Source organism: Caulobacter sp. ErkDOM-C, from assembly GCF_048541825.1.
Lineage (GTDB): Bacteria > Pseudomonadota > Alphaproteobacteria > Caulobacterales > Caulobacteraceae > Caulobacter.
The window spans coordinates 2883243-2904289 of record NZ_CP183332.1; the positions used below are offsets into that span (position 1 = coordinate 2883243).

Genomic DNA, 21047 nt, shown 5'->3' on the forward strand with positions numbered 1-21047 from the left:
ATCAGGCTGCCGCCCGAAATCGGACCTTCAAGATGTCCAGCGGCGTTGCGCAGCCCGACCAGCCAAGTGACGCTGGCCGTCCAGTGTGCTGGCGTCCTCTAACAAGCTGGACGTCTGCCACATCGGGTTTAGCGTCTGGGGAGAACCGTCCGGGGCAATACCTCTGTCGGCCGGTCGCACATCAGAACGAACTCGGCGGCATCCCGATCGGTGGCCAATTCGAAGATCGCCCGCCCCCGACTGGCCTCCGCCCTCCATCGGACGTTGGCTCCGAAGGCATCTCGGCAGCGCTCGATCAGTTCGCCGTATTCTTCGACCTCTTCCGGGAGATTGAAGTCGTAGGCGATCGCAAACTTCCACGGGAGCTTCAGGGCTTGCCGTGCCATCCGATCGGCGATTCCGGGTATGTTTTCGACGCGGTGGCGGAGTTTATTCAGGTTCATTGGGCTCCTTGGTGTGGGTGAAGATGTGAGACGTGGGTATCGAAAAGCATCGGCATGGGTTCGACCCCTGCTGGGCAAAGCCGGTTCCGTAACGAAGGTGGCGACCTGAGGCCGCGACTGCAGGACGGCGTCCGGAAGCCACCACCAATCCGGTAGATGGCCGTATAGAAAACGACCCCGTCTCCGATAGAGCAGTCTGGCGAGGCCAACGGATCGGGGAGTTCGGCGTTCAGGATTTCGCCCAGGTCGCCGTCGCACGGCTGGACACAGGCGATCGGGAAAGCGGCTTTGAGATCGCGTCGAAAATCCGGATAGGCGAGCCGAGGAAGCGGAGCCAAACCCCGGAGACACGATCGCCCCGATTGGACTGATGGGTCGATTAGGAGCAAAATGTAGGGCAAAATCGTCACCCCATCTTGCTTTTGATCAGCCATCGGCGCTGTCGATCCAATTGGAGCCGCAGGTCGTATCGAGCCCGCCCCAACGACTGGCGCGCAAGCAGGCGTCCCAGGAGGCGCGGCGGGATCAGAAGCCAGTGCCGGGGATCACCTTGGCGCCGGAAGCCCAGGTTTCGCCCGGCGCTCTGGTTAAACTCGTCCACATGACGAAGGCTGACCAGATCGTCCCTACCGCACCAAACGTTCAGGGCCTCCAGACGCTCATATTCTTCTGGCGAGAGGAACGTCATGGTCTGGGCCACGTCTTGGCCGATGTACGCATTGCTCCCACGCGCACGGGCGTGGGTCGTCGTGCCGTCCAGCATGGCAACCTTGTTGGAGATCACCGCCACGCCGGGATGTTCCTGCTGGAACGCCTGCACCACCAACGGCAACTTCGCAGAGCGGACATTGCGCGGAGCGAGGACCGTCACACTGTCGCGGTCCAGACCGTTGGCCTCGAACTCGGCCACATGCCATGGCGATCTGATCCGTCGCACCAAGGCGGTTGGCACGCACTCGGTCGTTAGTACCAAAACCCGCTTGGCCAGCCCGTTCCACCAGCCGCGCGGCGACACAAACCAGGATCGCCCAACCGTACTGGCGTAGAGGTCAAAGCGATCCTCGTCCTCGTCGCCATAGTCCCCAGACCAAGCTGTTTGCACCGCATCCCAATCTTGCGCCGGGACTCGGGCGATCTCGCGCACCATCTGGAAGTCCACATTCCGGACCTCTCCGCCGACGACGGGGAACGGGTTGGCAGCGCAAAATCTCTGATAGCTCGACCACTGACCGGCCAGGTCGCCGCGATTGGCGCCCCACGCCTTGGGTGCCGCCGCGATCAGCCGTCGCACCCAATCCACGACCTCGGCCCGGTGCATGATGACGAGATCGCTGACCTCGACCTCGTCGTGCACTAGCAAGCCAAGGGCCATACGACGGCGGCAGTTGCGAACGTGAACCTTGTCCTCGAAAGGCCTGTCCACATCCCAGAAATGGCGATCCCACATCGCCCGCGTCGGGGTGTAGTCGTTCCACGTATGGGCCACCTGATGGACGCTGAAGAAGACCGGCAACCTGTCGCCGATCTCGCGCCAAATAGCCGCGTGAACATACCGAAAGTGGTCGATGACCTTGGGCTGAAGCTGGCTGATCGCCGCCCAGAGGTTAGGGAAGCCCGAATCCGCCGCCGTCGCTGTGGTGATTTCCCGGCAATTCAGATCGGCCCGCGCCGCCTTGTAGGCTTCGGAAAGGCTCGGCAGGACAACGGCATGAAAGACTCGGCCTTCATGCTTCCGATTGAAGTCGCCGCACTTGATCCTCGCCGTATCGTAATCGTTGAAAGCATACATCGACGGCATGCGCTCAGCGCGTGCGGCGGCGTTATGGATGCGTCTGTGATCGGCGAACAGCGAGGAGGTCTTGCGAATGCCCTCCGGCCCACTCACGAAGGCGACTTCATGCTGGAGCGCCGTCGCGCGTAGGGCGAGACGAAGGTGGGCCGAGGCCTCATCCTTGGTGGTCGCCGCACCAATCGCCGCTTGGAACGGACAGGGCTCGGTTACCGGCGCGGACGGCATGAAAGGAATCTCGACAACCTGCCATGGACCTTCAACCTGCTCGGCCCGGTGAGCGTTGACCCACACTTTCATCATGACGCCCAACGGAAACGGCAAGTTCGTGGGCCGCAACGCGTTGTCGGCGCGTCCGTTCTGCATGATGGTTTTGTAGCCCTCCTTCATGACCGACGACGGGTTGCGATCGTCCTCGTCGTTCTGGAAGAGCGCGCGCCAGCCGCCACCGGTATCCTCAAGTCGAACAAACTTCGGCCAATCATTGAACCGAGCCGCGAGATGATCCTCGCAGCATTTTAACTCAGCCTCTGTCAGGTGAGCCTTGAATGACGAAGCCGTCGATGACCTCGCCGGTCGGGAGGTCGCGAAGGCGGGCGTTCGCGCCACGAAGGCGGCGGGCGTGAAGAAGAGATCGGTGGCGTCTTTCGCCGCGCGTTCCGGCCATTTTTCCCAAAGCGTGACCTGCGGGACGTCCTGTCCGGCGGGCACGCCAAGCAGGCTTGGCTTTTCGAGCAGGCGAAGACCGTTAGGCATCCGCCGGTACTGCTCGGGAAAGCGGACCGAAGCGTCTGCGGTTATCCCGTCTGGGGTGCAGAGAACACGCAGCACATCGGCGTGCAGACGGTTCCAATGGTCGATCAGCCCCGCACGGATCGCGGCCCCGGCTTCATTAAGGCCTGGAAACACCGCCGCCACCAAGTCGGTGCGAAAGGCGAGGTGAATATGGATGCCCTTGTTGCCCGAATACGCAACCGTGATCCCCGCGAAGTCGGCGTAGCTCGCGCAGTGGCGATACAGCGCGCCCATTGGACAATCGAGAACGTTCTTGGCCGAGCGCATCCAAGCCAGTTGCTGACCGAGGAACGCGACATCTTGATCGAACTCGAAGGTGAAAATCTGGATCGGCGCCAGGATCACGCGGCTGCTGGGAGCATCCCACCCCAACCGACCTTCCTCGAACGGGTCGGCATGCTGGGCGCCGATCCGCAGTGGGTTGGCGAAAAAGGACAAGGCCAGGCGCGGATCAGCTTCTGACGGCCCATCATCGGCTTGAGCGGCGAGAGTTTCGGCCAACAGGTGGTTGCGCCCTTCGGCGAACTTGGTGTCGTCCACTGGCACGTAGAGCCCGGCACCAAGATCAGGGCGGAACAGATAGGGGGTCAGGAAGTTGTCGGCGAAGGCGTTGTCCTGCCGCCGCATGGCGCGACGGAATTGGTTCGCCGCGCACTTGCCGAGGGCGGGCTCGAAGTAGTCCGTCCAGAGGGATTCACACTCCTCAACGATGTCTGCCGGGTAGTTCATGGTTGAAACACTTTGGGTGAGTCCCCCAGCAGCGGCATCTGCCAGAGGACTCGGTCTTCACGCCGATCGGCGTTGAAGTTGAGAATATCGCTAGGGCTCGAAACAGCTTCAAAGCGATTGGTCGCTATGCCGAGCAACCTATGATCTATTTATACTTAAGGGATACCAAGCAGTCGAAATGATTTGCTGCGCCGATGGCGGTCGGTGGGCGTTTTAGCTTCAAGTATACTTACTATGGAAATCTGCGCCGCCGGGCGCGCCTCCTACAAGGTCACGCGGCGGCCTGATCGTCCCGAAGGTGAGCGAAGCACTTGCCTCGGAAGCTATGGAGTTGGGCCGCCAAACGTTCGAACGCAAGTCGGTCTCCACGATAGGTCATTTTGTAGTAAAACGGGTAGTGTTCGCACGAGACAACTTGAAGGTCGTGGCCAAGCTGGAAGGAAAAGGTTTGGTAGATTCCGCCATCATGGCCTTCGTACACGCCGAGATAGTCAACCAGAATGTCATCTCGGAACGAAAGTGTGGCGCCCTTCAGGAGGCTGGCCCCGTTTTCAAGCGTGGAAAGCTCGTCCATCGCGTCCAAAAAGGCGCAGCTTTCTTCCTTCGAATGGTCGTATTTCCACGCACCCGGCGTGGAACAAAGCCCTACCAATAGTTGATCAAAATGCATATTTTGCTTTCATGGGTTGTTTCGCCAAAATGGGCGACTGTTGAAAAATCGTCTTCTGAGAGACGCGTAGGCTTGGTGGGTAAAGCGCGGCAGCACCGTCTCGACCCATTCTCAGAATACGGTACCGGCCTCCCGAAACTGAAAATTGAAATGCTGTCGCCGCGAAGTTTTTTCGCCAGCGCTACCGGGCACGTTTGTCGCGCCCTACCGCATCGAGATCGCCATCGACTCCGCCGACCGCCTCGGTGATGGACGCTGGATCATCGTCGAACTGTGGTGCTGCCATCGCACCCAGCACCGTTGGTTCCGGGTCCTGACCGAGGTCGCATCGAGATCGGCATCGAGTTCGAAGGCACCGGTGATGAGGCGATGTTTCACCAAACGCACTGACCCGGTGGACAGCCAGGTCTCGCCCTGATCGTCGGCCCTGACGATTGCGCGCCCGTTGCTGGGGGTGAGAACGAACGGGGGTGAGGTGATTTTCCCTTCAGATGTCTCGTTCCTTTATAGACTCACTAAGGAGAGAGACATCCGGAGGGGTTTTTCCTGACGGCGGGCGCGCAGATCGGCGCGCAACCGTTCCTGCAAACCTCCCTGGAATGTCCCGCTGTTGGCGCTCAGAAAGTCGAGGCGGAACAAGGGTTCGATCATCAGCCCGAAGCGTTCCCCACATCATCCGTTTGCAGGAACAGCAGACCCGACCAGATCACGGCGCGTCGTCCCCGTTTCCTTGACGCCCTGCCGATCCGTGAGAATCTCGACACCGTCATCAACGGCCCTGGAGACCATCCCTGAAACGAGTGGCGATCTACGCGAGGGTCAGCACCGACCGTAATCAGACGGTCGAGAACCAACTGCGAGAGCTTCACGCTGTCGCCCAACGATCGGGCTGGATCGTGGTCGGCGTCCACACCGACGAGGGGATCAGTGGTGCCAAGGGCCGCGATCAACGCCCCGCCTACGATGCCTTGCTGAAGGCCGTCAGCCGCCGGGAAATCGATCTGATCGCAGCCTGGTCCGTTGACCGCCTCGGACGATCCCTGAACGATCTGGTCGCCTTCCTGGGCGACATCCAAGCCAAGGGCGTGGACCTCTACCTGCATCAGCAAGGGCTCGACACCAGCACGCCTTCGGGCCGGATGATGTTCGGAATGCTGTCGGTTTTTGCCGAGTTCGAGCGCAGCATGGCCCGAGAACGCATCCTGTCGGGCCTGCGTCGCACCACCAAGAAGAGCGGTCGCAAGCCCATGCCCGAAGACCGTCTGGCCGCGATCAGGAAGTCGTTGCAGGACGGTCTCGGTATCCGCGCCACCGCCCGGCTGCACGCCGCCTCGCCGATGACCGTGATGAGCGTGAAACGGTCCATTCAGACGGTCCAGGCCGACGGTGGTGAGACCGTCGTCGCAATATGACCGGGCTTAATGGCACCGGACAGGCGTCCAGCACACCAGTGGCCCCTCCCGCTATCAGCCCGATCTTGACGTCGCACCGCTCGGATCGGCAGCCTGACGGCTAATCCCGAACCTCAGTCTAGGAGTCCAAACATGGGCGACGACGCCATCATCAACATTGCCGCAGAGCCGGTGGAGGACGATCAGACGGGACCGTTGGGCGACCGTGAAAAAACCCACCTTATCGGCCCTGTCGCGTCCACCATACTTTCCCAAGCCCATGAACTGCCTGCGAAATCTGGAAAATCCAGCGCGCACAAGGGCTTCTGCGACACCACCATGCTGCACACGGTCACTTCCAGACCGTCACAAAACGGTGGCCGGTCGGGCACTTCACGCCGATCTGGCTGCGACACCAGCCTTACCCAGGAACCGTCTTCACGGTCACCCCGTCGTCAGCGGCGAAACCCTCCCGGCCTGATCGTCCGTGGCACGATCTACCACGTCAGAATCAGAGTCCCCCGGAACCTCGAAGCTCAGGTCGGGCGATCAGACGCCGAATGGCGGCCTATCGGACGGCCGCAGATGACTAATGTCCAAACCCGGAAACTGGACCTTCTCGACAGCCTGTAGGAGCGTGGACAGACGGTAGCCACGGCCGTAGGCGGCGGCGATCTCCACATCACCCTTCCCTCCGGCGGACGCCCAGCCGCCTAGCGCGAGGGCAACCTCATGGGGTATGCCCGCCTCGCGCAAGGCGTCGCGATAGCAGTGCCGAAAGCTGTGAAAGCAGGTTCGCGGACGCACGGCCCCAGCCTTCTCCGTGAAGCGGCTGAACCATCGGCTGAACTTGTCCGAATAGTACCCCGTGCTCGAAGCAGGCAGATCGGAAAACAGCTTCCGGCGCCCAGACCGCCGCTGCTTGGCGACGAAATCCATCAACCCCAGATCATAAAGTGCGGGATGGATGGGGATGTATCGTTCGCTGCTGGCCGTCTTCAACCGCTTGTCGGAGGCCTCGGTCGAAGGCCCGAGACCCACGAAGATGCAATCGACGCCCTCGACGATCTGGATGTCAGCCACATCAAGCTGGCAGATTTCGTTCAGCCGCATCCCCGAATAGAGGGCGATCAGCGGAATCCAGAACCGACCACGCCGGGGACGGCTCGGTCCAGGCGTGGCGTAGCCCGCGCCATCGTCGATGCAACCCCGATAGAGCGGGGCGTCGAAGATCAGCCGGAGTTGCTCGGTGGCGAAGGGCAGGCGTTTGTCACGACGCCGAATTGGGTCGATCACGCCGAGCCCCTTGGCGACGTTGCGCTCGATCCAGCCCTCCTGCACGGCAAACGTCAGCAGGGTCCGCAGCTTGGCCATGTAGCCGTTTATCGAGCCCGCGCTGAGGACTGTGGTCAGCCCGGTTTCCTTCGCCATACGCGAAGCCTCGACCATGGTCAGCTTTGGGAACCGCTTCGTCGGGTTGGACGGCAAGGTCCGCAACACGTCGAGCAGTTCCCGGCACGCGGCTCGGTCGATGGCGTCGAGCGCGATGTTCTCGCCCCACACACCCGAGACCACGGTGAAGAGCCCCTCATAGATCGAGGCGGTCTTCTGCGTCCGGTCACGCGATGGGTCCGAGAGAAATAAGTCGAACACCTCCCTGAAGGTCTTCCCCGGTACCACTGCTTCGATCTTGGGGATGGCGGCAGGGGCGACCACGGCGATGGGCTGATGGACGACGGGCGGCGCGGCGATCCCCTCCCCGGCCATGAACGAACGCTCGAAGTCAGCGACGACCAGTCGAGCCTTCCGAATAGCGTCCGACCGATTCCCGGTGCCGAGGGATTTCGTCAGATGAGATCGCCCGACCTGAGCTTCGAGGTTCCGGGGGACTCTGATTCTGACGTGGTAGATCGTGCCACGGACGATCAGGCCGGGAGGGTTTCGCCGCTGACGACGGGGTGACCGTGAAGACGGTTCCTGGGTAAGGCTGGTGTCGCAGCCAGATCGGCGTGAAGTGCCCGACCGGCCACCGTTTTGTGACGGTCTGGAAGTGACCGTGTGCAGCATGGTGGTGTCGCAGAAGCCCTTGTGCGCGCTGGATTTTCCAGATTTCGCAGGCAGTTCATGGGCTTGGGAAAGTATGGTGGACGCGACAGGGATTGAACCTGTGACCCCCTCGATGTCAACGAGGTGCTCTCCCGCTGAGCTACGCATCCGCCAAAGCGACCCTGAAGCACTGTAAAAGTGTCCCGGGCGGGAAGGTGACGGGGTATAGCGGCGGCTTTCGCATCGCGCAAGCCGCCAGATTTAAATTATGGAACGGGGCGGAAAAAGTCAGGCGGCCATCATCTTTTCGACCTCGGCGACCAGGTCGCGGAGGTGGACAGGCTTGGACAACACCTTGGCGCCGGCCGGTGCGCGGTCCTGCGCCGACAGGGCCACGGCGGCGAAACCGGTGATGAACATGATGCGCAGGGCCGGGTCGCGGGCTGCGGCCTGGCGGGCCACCTCGATGCCGTCCATGCCGGGCATGACGATGTCGGTCAGCAGCAGGTCCCACGGATGATCGAGATGCTGAACGGCCTCTTCGCCGTCGGCGCAGGCCTGAACCTCGAATCCGGCGCGCTCAAGCGCCCGGGCCAGGAAACCCCGGAGCGAGTCGTCGTCTTCGGCGAGAAGGATGCGAGCCATTTTGGTCTTTTTCCGCAGATCGTCGGCTTTGGGGGGATCACTGTAACGCGCTGACTGTAAATCGGGGATGAACCCGGCGCCTGATCGACAGGATCGTCCGACTTTTCCCGTTGGGTTGGCCAAAGGTGTTTGACCGCGCCCGGCCAGCCTTGCGACTATGGCCCATGAGCGCTTGGGAGCCTAACGCGACGAGGAAGCCGCCGGCCACAGCCGTCGCGCCGTCCGTGGCGCCCCTCGCCGGCCTGGCCCATGAGGTTCTGCGCGCCGCGCCCGAGCCCGAGCCGCCGCCCACCGCCCTGGTCTTCGCCTCGCCCCACTCGGGTAGCATCTATCCCGCCGACATGATGGCCGCCGCGCGGCTGGACGCCGAGGCGATCCGGGGCTCGGAAGACGCCTTCGTCGACCAGATCATCGCCGGCGCACCCGTGCTGGGCGCAGCGGTGATCCAGGCGCGGCTGGCCCGGGCCTATATCGATCTCAATCGCGAGCCGTGGGAGCTGGACCCGGCGATGTTCGAGGACGAACTGCCCGACTATGCCCGGAGCCGCTCGGCGCGAGTGGTCGCCGGCCTGGGGGCCATCGCGAAGGTCGCCGGCGAAGGACGTCCGATCTATGCCCGAAAGCTGACCTTCGCCGAGGCCCAGGCGCGCGTCGCGCTGGCCCACCGTCCCTATCACGACGCGCTGGACCGTCTGCTGGCCTCGGCGCGGGCGACCCATGGCTGCGCGGTTCTGGTGGACTGGCATTCGATGCCGGCGGCGGCGGCCCGGGGCCAGAGGGCGCGGGGCGGTGGCCCTTGCGATATCGTGCTCGGCGACCGGTTCGGCGCGGCCTGCTCGCCCAAGCTCACCGCACTGGTCGAGCGAGAGCTGGAATCGATGGGCTACCGCGTGGCCCGCAACGCGCCCTATGCCGGCGGCTACACCACCGAGCACTATGGCCGGCCGGCGCGGCGTACTCACGCCCTGCAGATCGAGATCAACCGCGCGCTCTATATGAACGAGTCGACGCGCGAGCCGACCCAGGGGCTGATCAAGCTGGCCGCCGACGCCGATCGCCTGACCCGCGCCCTGGCGAATCTGGATGTTTCCAGCCTGCGCTAAAGCTCAAGATCGCCGTGTTGCGCCGATCCGATCGGCCGGTGGATCTCCGCGGCCTTACCCGCAGAAGCGGGTTTGACTGCCTTGTGACCGCTACCGGCGTTCAGGCCAAAAAAAAGCCCGGCTCGAGAGCCGGGCAGTTCATTAGGGAGGAAACGCCCAGGAAGGGCAGAGGCGACAAGGCCGCCTCACAGGCTGTTTATAGAGTGCGGTGCAAAATTGGGCAAGCGGAAAAGTGGACGCGAGTGTCGATTTTGCGGAAGGAGCCTGAAGAAAAACCCATGCAGGACAAGGGTTATGTAACGCCGATCGCCCAGCGACGCCCATTTTTCACGCATGCTGCACCGCACAATTAGTTGCCAGTGAAACAACCCGGCCTGCGAAGGGCGCTCAAACCCCGCTAAATCAAGGCTTTTGGGATGACACCGGTTTCCATCGAATCCCCTTTCTCAACAGGTGGGGTGGATAAACGCCGCGCAGTCGCGTAAAAGCCGCGCGCCTGATGCGCGCAGCGTCATCTCCCGTCTCTTCCCCGAAAGTTCGCCTTCTCCATGTCCATGCGAAACATCGCCATCATCGCGCACGTCGATCATGGCAAGACCACCCTCGTCGATCAGCTCCTGGCCCAGTCCGGCATCTTCCGCGCGAACGAAGCCACGACCGAGCGCGCCATGGACTCCAATGACCAGGAGCGCGAGCGCGGGATCACCATCCTGGCCAAGTGCACCAGCGTCCTGTGGCACGGTGAGGCGGGCGAAACCCGCATCAACATCATCGACACCCCCGGCCACGCCGACTTCGGCGGCGAAGTCGAACGCATCCTGGGCATGGTCGATGGCTGCGTGATCCTGGTCGACGCCGAAGAAGGCGTCATGCCGCAGACCAAGTTCGTCCTGGGCAAGGCCCTGAAGATGGGCCTGCGTCCGATCCTCTGCCTCAACAAGGTGGACCGTCCGCACGCCGATCCGGACCGGATCCTCAATGACGTGTTCGACCTGTTCGCCACCATGGGCGCCACGGACGAGCAACTGGACTTCCCGCACATCTATGCGTCGGGCAAGAACGGCTGGGCGACGCTGGACATGAACCAGCCCAACAGCACCCTGGCTCCCCTGTTCGACCTGATCGTGCGCCACGTGCCCGAGCCCAAGGTCGTCGAGAACGTCGACAAGCCGTTCCAGATCCTGTCGGTCCTGATCGAAAACGACCCGTTCCTGGGTCGCCTGCTGACCGGCCGCATCACCTCCGGCAAGGCCGTCCCCGGCATGTCGATCCACGCCCTGTCGCTGGACGGCAAGGAAATCGAGCGCGGCCGCATCACCAAGGTGCTGGCCTTCCGCGGCCTGAAGCGCCAGCCGGTCGATGAAGCCGAAGCCGGCGACATCGTCGCCATCGCGGGCCTGTCCAAGGCGACCGTGGCCGACACCCTGTGCGCCATGGAAGTCACCGAGGCCCTGCCCGCCCAGCCGATCGATCCGCCGACCATCTCGATGACCGTCTCGGTCAACGACAGCCCGCTGGCGGGTAAAGAAGGCGACAAGGTCCAAAGCCGCGTCATTCGTGACCGTCTGCTGCGCGAAGCCGAATCCAACGTGGCCATCAAGGTCAGCGAAACCGCTGAAGGCGACGCCTATGAAGTGGCCGGTCGCGGCGAGCTGCAGCTGGGCGTGCTGATCGAAGGCATGCGCCGCGAAGGCTTCGAAGTGTCGATCAGCCGTCCGCGCGTCGTGTTCCAGACCGATCCGGAAACCGGCAAGCGCCTTGAGCCGATCGAAGACGTCATGATCGACGTCGACGACGAGTTCTCGGGCATCGTCATCGAAAAGCTGTCGATGCGTAAGGCCGAACTGAAGGACATGGGCCCGTCGGGCGCCGGCAAGACCCGCCTGCAACTGGTGGCCCCGTCGCGTTCGCTGATCGGCTATCAGGGCGAGTTCCTGACCGACACCCGCGGTTCGGGCGTGCTGAACCGCGTGTTCAGCCACTACGAGCCCTACAAGGGCGCCATCGACAGCCAGCGCAAGGGCGTGCTGGTTTCGAACTCGGAAGGCGAAACCGCCGCCTTCGCGCTGTGGAACCTGGAAGATCGCGGCACGATGTTCGTCGGCGCCGGCGAAAAGACCTATCAGGGCATGATCATCGGCGAGAACGCCCGTCAGGACGACCTCGACGTCAACCCGATGAAGGCCAAGCAGCTGAACAACATCCGCGCCTCGGGCAAGGATGAAGCCGTTCGCCTGACCCCGCCGCGCCGCATGACCCTCGAGCAGGCCATCGCCTATATCGAGGAAGACGAACTGGTCGAAGTGACGCCCAAGAACATTCGCCTGCGCAAGCAGACCCTGAACCCGTCGTTCCGCAAGCGTCGCGTCAAGGAAGAATAGGACCTCAAGTCCTGATCTGACAAAGGCCGCCGCCCCTCTCGGGTCGGCGGCCTTTTTTCTGGCTGAGCCCCGCGCCAAACCGTCGCGCTGAACGCTCAAAGATTGTGCGGCCACAGAGACTTAACGCCTGGTTCACCAAAACCGTCGAAGCTCGCCGAAGGGACCTCGTCGTCCCGGGGAAATCAGGACCGCGACGTGGGCAAGGCCGCCGCCATCTCGATCATTGCGGGGCGTTTGGCCCCCCTGCTGTCCCCCATGCTGCCCGTCGTGCCCGAGGAAATGGCCGGGCGTGTGCGCATGGAGCAATTGGCCAGCATCCTGCGCCTGACCCCGATCATGATGGGCGCCAACATCGTCATCGCCATGCTGGTCTGCCTGACCGGCCTGACCGGTCCGCATCGGACCGGCCTGATCATCTGGTCGGCCATCGTGATCAGCTATGGCCTGCTGGGCCTGCGCGGCTGGTTGGCCGCCCAGCGCCGCAAGGGCGGCAAGTCCACCGTGTCTGCACGCGGCCTGCGCCGTATCGCGACCCAGGCGGGTTTGCTGGGCTGCCTTTGGGGCGCCCTGCCCATCCTGGCCATGGACGGCGACACCGCCAGCGTGCAGATGCGCATGATGGTGGTCTCGGTGGTCGCCGGCATGGTCGGCTGCGGCGGATTTGCCATGCTGGCCTTTCCGCCCGCCGCAATCGCCTATTCAACCCCGATGGTGGTCGGCTCGCTGTATGTCCTGGTGCGCAGCGGCGACCCGATCCTGCTGGCCCTGGGCGGCCTTCTGATCTTTTGCTACCTGGTGGTCAGCCTCTCGTGCCTGTCGCACGCCAAGGTGTTCGCCGAACGCCTGGTGGCCGGCGAGGAGCTGGAACGCCAGAAACAGGTCGTCAGCCTGCTGCTCAGCGACTTCGAGGAAGGCGCCAGCGACTGGCTCTGGGAAATCGATGCACACGGCGCGCTCAGCTACGTGTCCGACCGGATGGCCGCCGCCGCCGGAACCGACCGGCGCGAGCTTCTGGGCCAGGCCCTGGCGGCCCTGTGCGGTCCCGCCGTCGAAGGCCCGGCCGGCCCGGTGGCCTCGCTGGCGGCGCTGCTGGCTGAACACAGGACCTTCCGCGATATCGTGGTGCCGGTGCAGGTGGGCGCCCTGACCCACTGGTGGTCGCTGAGCGCCAAGCCGATCCACGACAGGGACGGCGCCTTCACGGGATACCGCGGCGTCGGGGCCGACGTGACCGCAGCCCGCGAGGCCCAGGCGCGCATCTCGCGTCTGGCCCATTTCGACGTCCTGACCCAGCTGCCCAACCGCCAGTCGTTCCTGCAGGCCCTGAGCAAGGCCTGGACCGACCATGCGCAAGCCGACGACGCCAGCGGCGGCTGCGCCGTGCTGTGCCTGGACCTGGACTATTTCAAGGGCGTCAATGACAGCCTGGGCCATCCGGTGGGCGACGCCCTGCTGATCGAGGTCGCCGAGCGCCTACGCCAGTGCGTCGCCGAGGCCGGCTTGGTGGCCCGCCTTGGCGGCGACGAGTTTGCCGTGGTCGTCGCCCCGGCTCCCACGCCGGAAGCTCTGGGCGAGCTGGCGCGCGCCATCGTCGAGACCCTGTCCCAGCCCTATGACATCAAGGGCCACAATGTCCTGATCGGCGCCAGCATCGGCATCGCCATCGCCCCGGTCGATGCCGCCGATCCCGACAGCCTGCTGAAGAACGCCGACCTGGCCCTGTACCGCGCCAAGGGCGACGGTCGCGGGGCCTACCGGTTCTTCGAGCTGTCGATGGATGTCGGGGCCCAGGAGCGGCGGGCGCTGGAGATGGATCTGCGCGCCGCGCTGAAGAATGACGAGCTGAGGGTCTTCTTCCAGCCGCTGATCGGCTGTCGCGAGCACGACATCACCGGCTTCGAGGCGCTGCTCCGCTGGCAGCATCCGCGTCGCGGCCTGGTTCCGCCCAATGACTTCATCGCGTGCGCCGAGCAGTGGGGCCTGATCGGCAAGATCGGCGAGTGGGTGCTCAACGAAGCCTGCCGGCAGGCTGCCTCATGGCCCGCGCCCCTGACCGTGGCCGTCAACCTGTCGCCAAACCAGTTCGCCTCGGGCGACCTGGTGGGCCAGGTAGCGCGTGCGCTCGGCGACTCGGGCCTGGATCCGTCACGACTGGAGCTGGAAATCACCGAGGGCCTGCTGCTGAACGACACGGCCCGAACCCTGGAGCAACTTGCGGCGCTGAAGACCCTGGGCGTGAAGATCGCCATGGACGACTTCGGCACCGGCTATTCCAGCCTAGCCTATCTGTGGCGGTTCCCGTTCGACAAGATCAAGCTGGACCGCTCGTTCGTGGCTGAGATGGGCGAGAACACCGCCATCAGCGACATCGTCCGCACCATCACCCTGCTGGGCCAGACCCTGAAGCTGCAGGTCACGGCCGAGGGGGTGGAAACGGCCGACCAGGCGCGGATGCTCGGGGAAATGCACTGCGACCACTTCCAGGGCTTCCTGTTCGGACGCCCCATGCCGGTCGGCGATATCCCCAATTTCCTGCTCAGCGACCTGGCGCGGCGCATGCGACGCCAAAGCGTCGCGGCGGCCGAGACGGAAGCCGGTTCGACCTCCGCCTCGGCCTGATCGTCAGTTCTTCTTGATCAAACCCAGCAGGGCCAGGAGCAGGATCGCGCCGATCGTCGAGATCACCAGGCTGCCGATGAAGCCGCCCCAGCCAATCCCCAGCGCACTGGCGACAAACGCGCCCAGGAACGAACCGACCACGCCGACGATCAGGTTGGTCAGCAGCCCGTGATTGCGCTTCATGATCTGTTCGGCGATCCAGCCGGCCAGAATACCGATGATGATCGCGCCGATGATGCCTACGCCGCTCATGTGTCTCTCCTGATGGCCCGGTTGAGCTTTCGGAATGCGTGAGCTGCGGTGAAGGTTGCGTGGGAGGGGGCGTATCGGTTCAATCCAGCGACACTTTCATCGCCTTATGACGCCGGCGCGTCCGCTCTCCGCCGGGAAGCGCATGGCGAATTTCGACCCATTGCGGACCTAAATCCCTCTTCCAAAGGGAGAGGGAGGGGCCCGCCGCGAAGCGGTGGGAGGGTGAGGGGTTACGAGGCTTGACGGCGTGCCGGCACTCCGTCGAACGCCGTAACCCCTCACCCCAACCCTCTCCCTATGGGAGAGGGAGCAACGACCACCCACCACCCTCAACAGACCTTCGGAATGTCCGCGGTCAACACGGCGACTGATAGCGGCTAAACCCGCCGCTCCATGAACACATCCGCCCGCGCATAGGGCGTGTCGCGATGGGGCAGATCAACAAACCCCATTGCCCGATAGAGCCCGAGAGCCGGCGCGAGGCTGGAATTGGTCTCCAGATAGAGCCGTGGCGCGCCCAGCGCCTCCGCCCTATCGATACAGGCCTGCATCAGCAGCCGGCCCAGCCCGGTTCCCCTCGCCTGCTCGGTAACCGTCATCTTGGCGACCTCGAAGCCGCCATCGGCCAGCAGGATCAGACCCACGCAGCCGATGACCTCGCCCTCGTCGGTCTCGGCCATCAGGATGTGGCCGCCCTTGTCGAGGATCTTGCCGACCGGGTCGTTCAGCGCCTCGTGGTCCTTGGCCTCCATCGTGAAGTATTTGGAGATCCAGGCGGTGTTGAGGTCGCGCCAGGCGTCGGCGTGTCGGGGCTCGAAAGGCAGGATGCGCATGAGCTCGATATTGTGCGATCAAACGGTCAAGGCAACAGGCAAGGCGCGCATCATGGTCCACCCGGTGTTCGACAACCTGCCAACGACCATTTTTGAAGAGATGAGCGGCCTGGCGCGCGAGCTCGGCGCGATCAACCTGGGCCAGGGCTTTCCCGACGACGCCGGACCCGAGCCCTTGCGCGCCAAGGCCGCCGAGGCGCTGATGAGCGGCTCCAACCAGTACCCGCCGATGCGCGGCCTGCCGCAGCTGCGCGCCGCGGTCGCCGAGCACTATCGCCTGAGCCAGGGGCTGGACCTGGATGCGAACGAGATCACCGTCACCTCCGGCGCGACCGAGGCCCTGGCGGCGGCCTTCTTTTCGCTGATCTCGCCGGGCGACGAGGTGGTGCTGTTCCAGCCGCTGTACGACGCCTATCTGCCGCTGATCCGCCGGGCCGGCGGCATCCCGCGTCTGGTTCGTCTTGAGCCGCCGCACTGGCGCTTCGACCGCGCCATGCTGGAGGCCGCCTTCACACCCCGGACGCGGATGGTGGTGCTCAACAGCCCGCTCAATCCGGCCGGAACCGTGACGCCCGACGCAGACCTGGCCCTGCTGGCGGAATTCTGCGTCGCCCATGACGCCATCGCCGTCTGCGACGAGGTCTGGGAGGCGGTCACCTTCGAGGGCGCCCGCCACCGCTCGTTGATGGACTTCCCCGGCATGCGCGAGCGGACGGTGAAGATCGGCTCGGCGGGAAAGATGTTCGGCATGACCGGTTGGAAGGTCGGCTTCCTGTGCGCCGCCCCGCCCCTGACCCGGGCTCTCGCCGCCGCTCACCAGTTCCTGACCTTTACCACCCCGCCCAACCTGCAGGCCGCCGTGGCCTGGGGGCTGGAGCACTATCGCGACTGGTTCACGACCATGCCCGCCGGCCTGCAGGCCTCGCGCGATCGCCTGACCGCCGGGTTGGAGGGCGCCGGCTACCGGGTGCTGCCCAGCGCCGGGACCTATTTCCTCAATGTCGACCTGCGCGCCTCGGGCATCGTAATGGCCGATCGCCCCTTCTGCCTGGCCCTGGCGCGCGAGCACGGCGTGGCGGCCATACCGGTCTCGGCCTTCTATGCGCAAAACCCGGTGACCCACATCGTTCGCCTGTGTTTCGCCAAGGCCGACGCGACGCTGGACGAGGCCATCGCGCGACTGGCGGCGGCCCGGCCCCGTCTGGGCGGTTGATCGACACCTTCGCCGGCTCTACCACCAGAAGGAAGACGCCCCAGAGCGCTTCGGGAGACAGGGCTGATGGCCGTATCGATGCTCGTGGAACGCGGCCAGGTCATCTCGCTGATCAGCGCCACCGCCGAGACGTTCGACGCCGAGGACGTGGGCGGAGAGGCCATCGCCGACTGCCTGGGCGTCAAGCCGCCGGTTTCCTGGCCGCCGGAACATGACGACCCGGCCACGCGCGACTGGATGCGCGGCCTGCTGGCCGACCATCCCGACGAGCCGGGCTATGTCGGCTGGTACATGATCGTCCAGAACCGGCTGGTCGGCGTCTGCGGCTTCAAGGGTCCGCCCAACATCTGGGGCGAGGTCGAGATCGGCTATTCGGTGGTCGAGGCCGAGCATCGCAAGGGCTATGGCGTCGAGGCCGCTGGCCTGCTGGTGGCCCGCGCCTTTCGTGACCCCCGGGTGTCGCTGGTCACGGCCGAGACCATGCCCGCGCGGATCGCCTCACAGAAGGTGCTGGCCCGTTGCGGCTTCACCCATGTCGGCGGCTATTTCGACCCGGAGCAGGGTCAGCTCATGCGGTTCGAGGTACGGCGTCCGGGCTAGCGGTTCGCCCCGCCGGGACGCGCGCGGACAGAGCCCGATCCATCGCCGACAGCAGGTCGCGCAGGTCGATGGGCTTGGCGACATGCGCATCGACCCCTGCCACCAGGCAGGTCTTGATCTGGGCCGACATCACATCGGCGGTCAGGGCGATGACCGGCAGTCGTTCGAAGCGCGGATCAGCGCGAAGCAGACGCGTGGCCGTCAGCCCGTCCATCACCGGCATGTTGACGTCCATCAGCACGATGTCGATGGGGCCGGCCTCCAGCGCGTCCAGCGCTTCTTGGCCGTTTTCGGCCTCGATCAGCTCGCACTCGAACGGCGTCAGGAACAGCCGGATCACCCGGCGATTGACGGGGTGGTCGTCGACCACCAGCACGCGGCGGCCATGCAGGGCGGCGAAGGAGGGCTCATCTTCAGCGCCGTCGACGTCGTCCGGCGCTTGGTCGGAGGCGGCGCAGGCGTCGGCCAGCATCTCCACGACAAAGATCGAGCCGTGGCCCTCGTGGCTTTGGACCTGGATATCGCCCCCCATCAACTCGACCAGTCGCCGGGTGATGTTCAGCCCCAGGCCGGTGCCGCCAAACGTGCGGGTCGTCGAGGCGTCGGCCTGGGTGAAGGCGCCGAACAACTTGGCCAGGGTTGCCTCGCTCATGCCGATACCGCTGTCCAGCACCCGCAGACGGACGCGCTGGCGCCCCGTGGCCAGATCGGGTCCGCACGACAGGGTCACCTCGACCTGTCCCGTATTGGTGAATTTCAGGGCGTTGGAAACCAGGTTGGTCAGGCACTGGCGCAGGCGCACGGCATCGAACAGCAGCGGTCCGGGCGCCACGCCCTCGATCCGGAAGACCAGCTCAATACCCTTGTCGCGCGCGGTGGGCTGATAGCCGCCGATCAGGCGCGCGCAAACCTGGGCCAGATCGCCGGCGGTCGGCGCGATCTCAAGCTTGCCCGCCTCGATCTTGGACAGGTCGAGAATGTCGTTGAGCAGCACCAGCAGGGTGTCGCCGGAATCCAGGATCATGTCGACCTGCTCGCGCTGATGCGGCGGAAGATCTTCGGACCGCAGCGATTGCGCCACGCCCAGCATGCCGTTCAGCGGTGTGCGCAGTTCGTGGCTCATCACCGCCAGGAAGGCTGACTTGGCCTGATTGGCGGCCTCGGCGTGCTCTTGGGCCTCGCGCAGATGGCGCGAGGCGCGGCGTAGATTGATCGTCCAGGTCACCCCGCCCGCTACCAGCAGCGCCAACAGCAGGGCGATCACGCCCGAGGCCTGGGCCAGCTGGCGATTGAGCTGGACCTCGGCGGCCAGACGTCGACTTTCGTCGCGCTTGGCGCGCAGCTCACTCTCAAGCGCCGCCGACATTTCGGCCACGCTGTGCGTATGGGCCTTGTCGCTTTCGACCCGATCCCGGCGTTGCCAGGAATCAAGCTTCAGGAACGCCTCACGGCTGCGACCTTCGGCCTGGTCGATATAGGCCTCGGCCAGTTTCTCAGTCTGCGGATCGCGTTCGGAGATGGTCGTAGGCACGGCCCGCAGCAGGGCTAGGTCGGAACGCGCCTCAGCAGCATCGCCCAGCATGGCCCGGGCCATAAGCCGCCTTTTCAACATCACGACGAGCAGTCGGCTGTCGGGATTGGCCAGGGCGGCCGTCATTTCCGGCAAGCAGGCCAGAACGCCCTTCGGCGACTCACGGGCTTCGGCGACGAGCGCACAGAGAAACCGGTCCCAGGCCCGCAGCCCCGGGTCGCCACTGGCCCAGGTCATCTGGTGATGCAGCTTGGCCAGACGCTCGGCCGCATCGATTTCGCCGACCTCAATGGCCGTATAGGCGATATCGTAGACCCGCTCGATCTTGCGCATGTAGAAGGCGTCGCGCTCGTCGAGGGCGGCGGCCTCCGTCATGCGCTCAAGAGCCCCTTCCTTGTCGCCGATATCCGCCAGCGTATAGGAATGCACCTGATGGGCTTCGGCCAGCAGGGGTCGGGCGATCTCGCCACGCCGCTCGATCTCCACGGTCAGATTGGCGGCCAGGAGCGCGGCTTCCGACCAACTTCCGGTCTGGCTCAGATGACGCACGCGCTCGATGCCGGTCATCATGCGGATATCCTGCGACGGATGATCCAGTAGCCGCTTCCAGTCCGCTTCGGAAAAGGCCTGAAAACCCCCCGTCTCATTGCTGTAGGTCAGGACCATCAAGTCGGCCAGGGCCAGCAGCGACGCGTCATTGTCGCGCCGGGCGACCAGACGGGTCTTTGCGATCCAGCCGTCGAAAGCGCCCTGGATCTGACTGCTCTTATAGGCATAGAGAACGCGCCACAGGCCATAGAGGCGCTCGGGCCCCTTCTGGCGAAGCGCCTTCTGCCCTGCCCGCTCAATGTCCTCGTTATCGCGCGGCGGCCGCCGGACCTGATGGGCCCCGATACTGTCGTTCAGTTGCTCAAGCCGGACGGCCATCGTCGACGGGGCACGATCCGCCGCCCAGGCGCCGGCGCAAACGGCCAGGCTCCCGAAGAGGACGACAGAGGCCAGAAATCGTCGCAAGACCGCTCCTTGGGTGCAGCGGGCACCCTGCAATCCAACGCGTATATGCACTCTTAAGCTTACAATCTCGAAACGCTGTCAGATCGTCGCGCCGCCGTCCACCACCAGCGCCTGGCCGGTCATGAAGCTGCCGGCCTTGGAGGCCAGATAGACCGCCGCCCCGGCCAGCTCGTCGGGCTCGCCGATGCGACGCAGCGGTACGCTCTTGGTCGAGCGCTCCAGGGTCTCGGGATTGTCCCACAGGGCCTTGGCGAAATCGGTCTTGATCAGGCCCGGCGCGATGCAGTTGATCCGCACATTGTCGGGCCCGAACTCGTGCGCCAGGTTTCGCGCCAACTGGAAATCGGCGGCCTTGGAGATGTTGTAGGCCCCGATGATGGCGTTGCCGCGCAGGCCGCCGATCGACGAGATAATGATGATGGAGCCGTCGCGGCGCTCGCGCATCTCGGGCGCGACCATGCCGATCAGCCAGTGATTGCTGATGATGTTGTTGTCGAGGATCTTGCGGAACTGGTCGTCGGCAATGCCGGCCAGGGGGCCGTAATAGGGGTTGCTGGCGGCGTTGCAGACGCAGATGTCGACCTTGCCGAATGCCGCCTTCGTCTCGTCGACCAGGCGCTGCAGGTCTTCCTTGGAGCCGATATTGGCCGGGACGGCGATCGCCGTTCCCTCACCATGCTTGGCGTTCAGCTCGGCCGCGACCTCGTCGCAGGGCCCGGCCTTGCGCGACGAGATCACCACCTTGGCGCCGTGCTCGGCCATGCGCTGAGCGATGGCCTTGCCGATGCCGCGCGAGGATCCGGTGATGATCGCCACCTTGCCGGTGAGGTCGAAGAGGCCCATGGCGCGCTCCCTGAAACGGTTGTTTGAATTGGGGGCACACTGAGCCGCCCAGGCGGCGCGGTCAAGGTTTGGGGTCCGCGCCAAAACGACGAAGGCGCCTCCGGCCGAAACCGGAAGCGCCTTCTGAAGTCAGGTCTCTGCACCGCCCGT

16 protein-coding genes, 1 tRNA gene and 1 pseudogene are annotated in these 21047 nt (G+C 64.6%); 6 read left to right on the plus strand and 12 right to left on the minus strand.

Annotated elements, in window-relative coordinates; translation table 11 throughout:
* Nucleotides 1-128: 128 nt before the first annotated feature.
* The 3 genes from ACN2C8_RS13940 to ACN2C8_RS13950 form a co-directional block, all read right to left on the minus strand.
* Nucleotides 129-443: a hypothetical protein gene (locus ACN2C8_RS13940; RefSeq protein ID WP_419252459.1), complete on the minus strand. Its 315-nt coding sequence runs from the start codon at nucleotides 441-443 to the stop codon at nucleotides 129-131.
* Between the two features lie 406 nt (nucleotides 444-849).
* Nucleotides 850-3756 carry a hypothetical protein gene (locus tag ACN2C8_RS13945; RefSeq protein ID WP_419252461.1) on the minus strand — a complete coding sequence of 969 codons (2907 nt, stop codon included), beginning with the start codon at nucleotides 3754-3756 and terminating at the stop codon, nucleotides 850-852.
* Nucleotides 3757-4027: 271 nt separating this feature from the next.
* Nucleotides 4028-4426, minus strand: coding sequence for a hypothetical protein (locus tag ACN2C8_RS13950; protein WP_419252463.1), 399 nt, complete (start codon nucleotides 4424-4426; stop codon nucleotides 4028-4030).
* An 800-nt stretch (nucleotides 4427-5226) separates the two neighbouring features.
* Between ACN2C8_RS13950 and ACN2C8_RS13955 the strand changes: the two genes are divergently transcribed.
* A complete protein-coding gene (locus tag ACN2C8_RS13955) occupies nucleotides 5227-5838 on the plus strand; it encodes a recombinase family protein (RefSeq protein ID WP_419252435.1) in 612 nt (203 codons plus the stop codon).
* A 528-nt stretch (nucleotides 5839-6366) separates the two neighbouring features.
* On the opposite strand, the gene ACN2C8_RS13960 is transcribed toward ACN2C8_RS13955, so the two are convergent.
* The 4 genes and pseudogenes from ACN2C8_RS13960 to cpdR all read right to left on the minus strand — a co-directional run bounded on the left by ACN2C8_RS13960 (nucleotide 6367) and on the right by cpdR (nucleotide 8508).
* Nucleotides 6367-7584 (minus strand): tyrosine-type recombinase/integrase, encoded by a 1218-nt coding sequence (locus ACN2C8_RS13960; protein ID WP_419255885.1) that lies wholly within the window; start codon nucleotides 7582-7584, stop codon nucleotides 6367-6369.
* Between the two features lie 57 nt (nucleotides 7585-7641).
* Nucleotides 7642-7884 (minus strand): annotated as a pseudogene (locus ACN2C8_RS13965) (DUF6538 domain-containing protein); the annotation flags it as partial.
* A gap of 74 nt (nucleotides 7885-7958) precedes the next feature.
* Nucleotides 7959-8033 (minus strand) — tRNA-Val (locus ACN2C8_RS13970).
* Between the two features lie 118 nt (nucleotides 8034-8151).
* A complete protein-coding gene (gene cpdR / locus ACN2C8_RS13975) occupies nucleotides 8152-8508 on the minus strand; it encodes a cell cycle two-component system response regulator CpdR (RefSeq protein WP_062144046.1) in 357 nt (118 codons plus the stop codon).
* 164 nt (nucleotides 8509-8672) lie between these two features.
* Between cpdR and ACN2C8_RS13980 the strand changes: the two genes are divergently transcribed.
* The 3 genes from ACN2C8_RS13980 to ACN2C8_RS13990 all read left to right on the plus strand — a co-directional run bounded on the left by ACN2C8_RS13980 (nucleotide 8673) and on the right by ACN2C8_RS13990 (nucleotide 14611).
* On the plus strand, nucleotides 8673-9611 hold the full coding sequence (locus ACN2C8_RS13980) for an N-formylglutamate amidohydrolase (RefSeq protein ID WP_419252465.1): 939 nt from the start codon (nucleotides 8673-8675) through the stop codon (nucleotides 9609-9611).
* Between the two features lie 548 nt (nucleotides 9612-10159).
* Nucleotides 10160-11992 (plus strand): translational GTPase TypA, encoded by a 1833-nt coding sequence (gene typA, locus ACN2C8_RS13985; protein WP_419252467.1) that lies wholly within the window; start codon nucleotides 10160-10162, stop codon nucleotides 11990-11992.
* A 195-nt stretch (nucleotides 11993-12187) separates the two neighbouring features.
* Nucleotides 12188-14611 carry a putative bifunctional diguanylate cyclase/phosphodiesterase gene (locus tag ACN2C8_RS13990; RefSeq protein ID WP_419252469.1) on the plus strand — a complete coding sequence of 808 codons (2424 nt, stop codon included), beginning with the start codon at nucleotides 12188-12190 and terminating at the stop codon, nucleotides 14609-14611.
* A 3-nt stretch (nucleotides 14612-14614) separates the two neighbouring features.
* On the opposite strand, the gene ACN2C8_RS13995 is transcribed toward ACN2C8_RS13990, so the two are convergent.
* From ACN2C8_RS13995 to ACN2C8_RS14005, 3 genes are all read right to left on the minus strand, one after another.
* Nucleotides 14615-14863, minus strand: a complete 249-nt coding sequence (locus tag ACN2C8_RS13995) for a GlsB/YeaQ/YmgE family stress response membrane protein (protein WP_419252471.1) — start codon at nucleotides 14861-14863, stop codon at nucleotides 14615-14617.
* 168 nt (nucleotides 14864-15031) lie between these two features.
* A complete protein-coding gene (locus ACN2C8_RS14000) occupies nucleotides 15032-15196 on the minus strand; it encodes a hypothetical protein (RefSeq protein WP_419252473.1) in 165 nt (54 codons plus the stop codon).
* 44 nt (nucleotides 15197-15240) lie between these two features.
* Nucleotides 15241-15696 carry a GNAT family N-acetyltransferase gene (locus ACN2C8_RS14005; RefSeq protein ID WP_419252474.1) on the minus strand — a complete coding sequence of 152 codons (456 nt, stop codon included), beginning with the start codon at nucleotides 15694-15696 and terminating at the stop codon, nucleotides 15241-15243.
* Nucleotides 15697-15748: 52 nt separating this feature from the next.
* On the opposite strand from ACN2C8_RS14005, the gene ACN2C8_RS14010 reads away from it, so the two are divergent.
* Together ACN2C8_RS14010 and ACN2C8_RS14015 are read left to right on the plus strand one after the other, a co-directional pair.
* Nucleotides 15749-16909 (plus strand): aminotransferase, encoded by a 1161-nt coding sequence (locus ACN2C8_RS14010; protein WP_419255886.1) that lies wholly within the window; start codon nucleotides 15749-15751, stop codon nucleotides 16907-16909.
* A 66-nt stretch (nucleotides 16910-16975) separates the two neighbouring features.
* Entirely contained in the window at nucleotides 16976-17509 is a 534-nt protein-coding gene (locus ACN2C8_RS14015) for a GNAT family N-acetyltransferase (RefSeq protein ID WP_419252476.1), read from the plus strand.
* Here the strand turns inward: ACN2C8_RS14015 and ACN2C8_RS14020 are convergent.
* Complete coding sequence (locus ACN2C8_RS14020) at nucleotides 17478-20054, minus strand: ATP-binding protein (protein WP_419252478.1); 2577 nt, start codon at nucleotides 20052-20054, stop codon at nucleotides 17478-17480. The two genes, ACN2C8_RS14015 and ACN2C8_RS14020, sit on opposite strands and share 32 nt — an antisense overlap.
* A 78-nt stretch (nucleotides 20055-20132) precedes the next feature.
* On the minus strand, nucleotides 20133-20897 hold the full coding sequence (locus ACN2C8_RS14025; protein WP_419252480.1) for an SDR family oxidoreductase: 765 nt from the start codon (nucleotides 20895-20897) through the stop codon (nucleotides 20133-20135).
* Between the last annotated feature and the right edge of the window lie 150 nt (nucleotides 20898-21047).

Bases quoted from the DNA above. Each gene is read 5' to 3' on its own strand.
- cpdR (WP_062144046.1), bottom strand. From the start codon at position 8,508: ATGGCTCGCATCCTTCTCGCCGAAGACGACGACTCGCTCCGGGGTTTC.
- ACN2C8_RS14010 (WP_419255886.1), top strand. From the start codon at position 15,749: ATGGTCCACCCGGTGTTCGACAACCTGCCAACGACCATTTTTGAAGAG.
- ACN2C8_RS13960 (WP_419255885.1), bottom strand. From the start codon at position 7,584: ATGGCCGGGGAGGGGATCGCCGCGCCGCCCGTCGTCCATCAGCCCATC.
- ACN2C8_RS14005 (WP_419252474.1), bottom strand. From the start codon at position 15,696: ATGCGCATCCTGCCTTTCGAGCCCCGACACGCCGACGCCTGGCGCGAC.
- ACN2C8_RS13950 (WP_419252463.1), bottom strand. From the start codon at position 4,426: ATGCATTTTGATCAACTATTGGTAGGGCTTTGTTCCACGCCGGGTGCG.
- ACN2C8_RS13980 (WP_419252465.1), top strand. From the start codon at position 8,673: ATGAGCGCTTGGGAGCCTAACGCGACGAGGAAGCCGCCGGCCACAGCC.
- ACN2C8_RS14025 (WP_419252480.1), bottom strand. From the start codon at position 20,897: ATGGGCCTCTTCGACCTCACCGGCAAGGTGGCGATCATCACCGGATCC.
- ACN2C8_RS13945 (WP_419252461.1), bottom strand. From the start codon at position 3,756: ATGAACTACCCGGCAGACATCGTTGAGGAGTGTGAATCCCTCTGGACG.
- ACN2C8_RS14015 (WP_419252476.1), top strand. From the start codon at position 16,976: ATGGCCGTATCGATGCTCGTGGAACGCGGCCAGGTCATCTCGCTGATC.
- ACN2C8_RS13995 (WP_419252471.1), bottom strand. From the start codon at position 14,863: ATGAGCGGCGTAGGCATCATCGGCGCGATCATCATCGGTATTCTGGCC.
- typA (WP_419252467.1), top strand. From the start codon at position 10,160: ATGTCCATGCGAAACATCGCCATCATCGCGCACGTCGATCATGGCAAG.
- ACN2C8_RS13940 (WP_419252459.1), bottom strand. From the start codon at position 443: ATGAACCTGAATAAACTCCGCCACCGCGTCGAAAACATACCCGGAATC.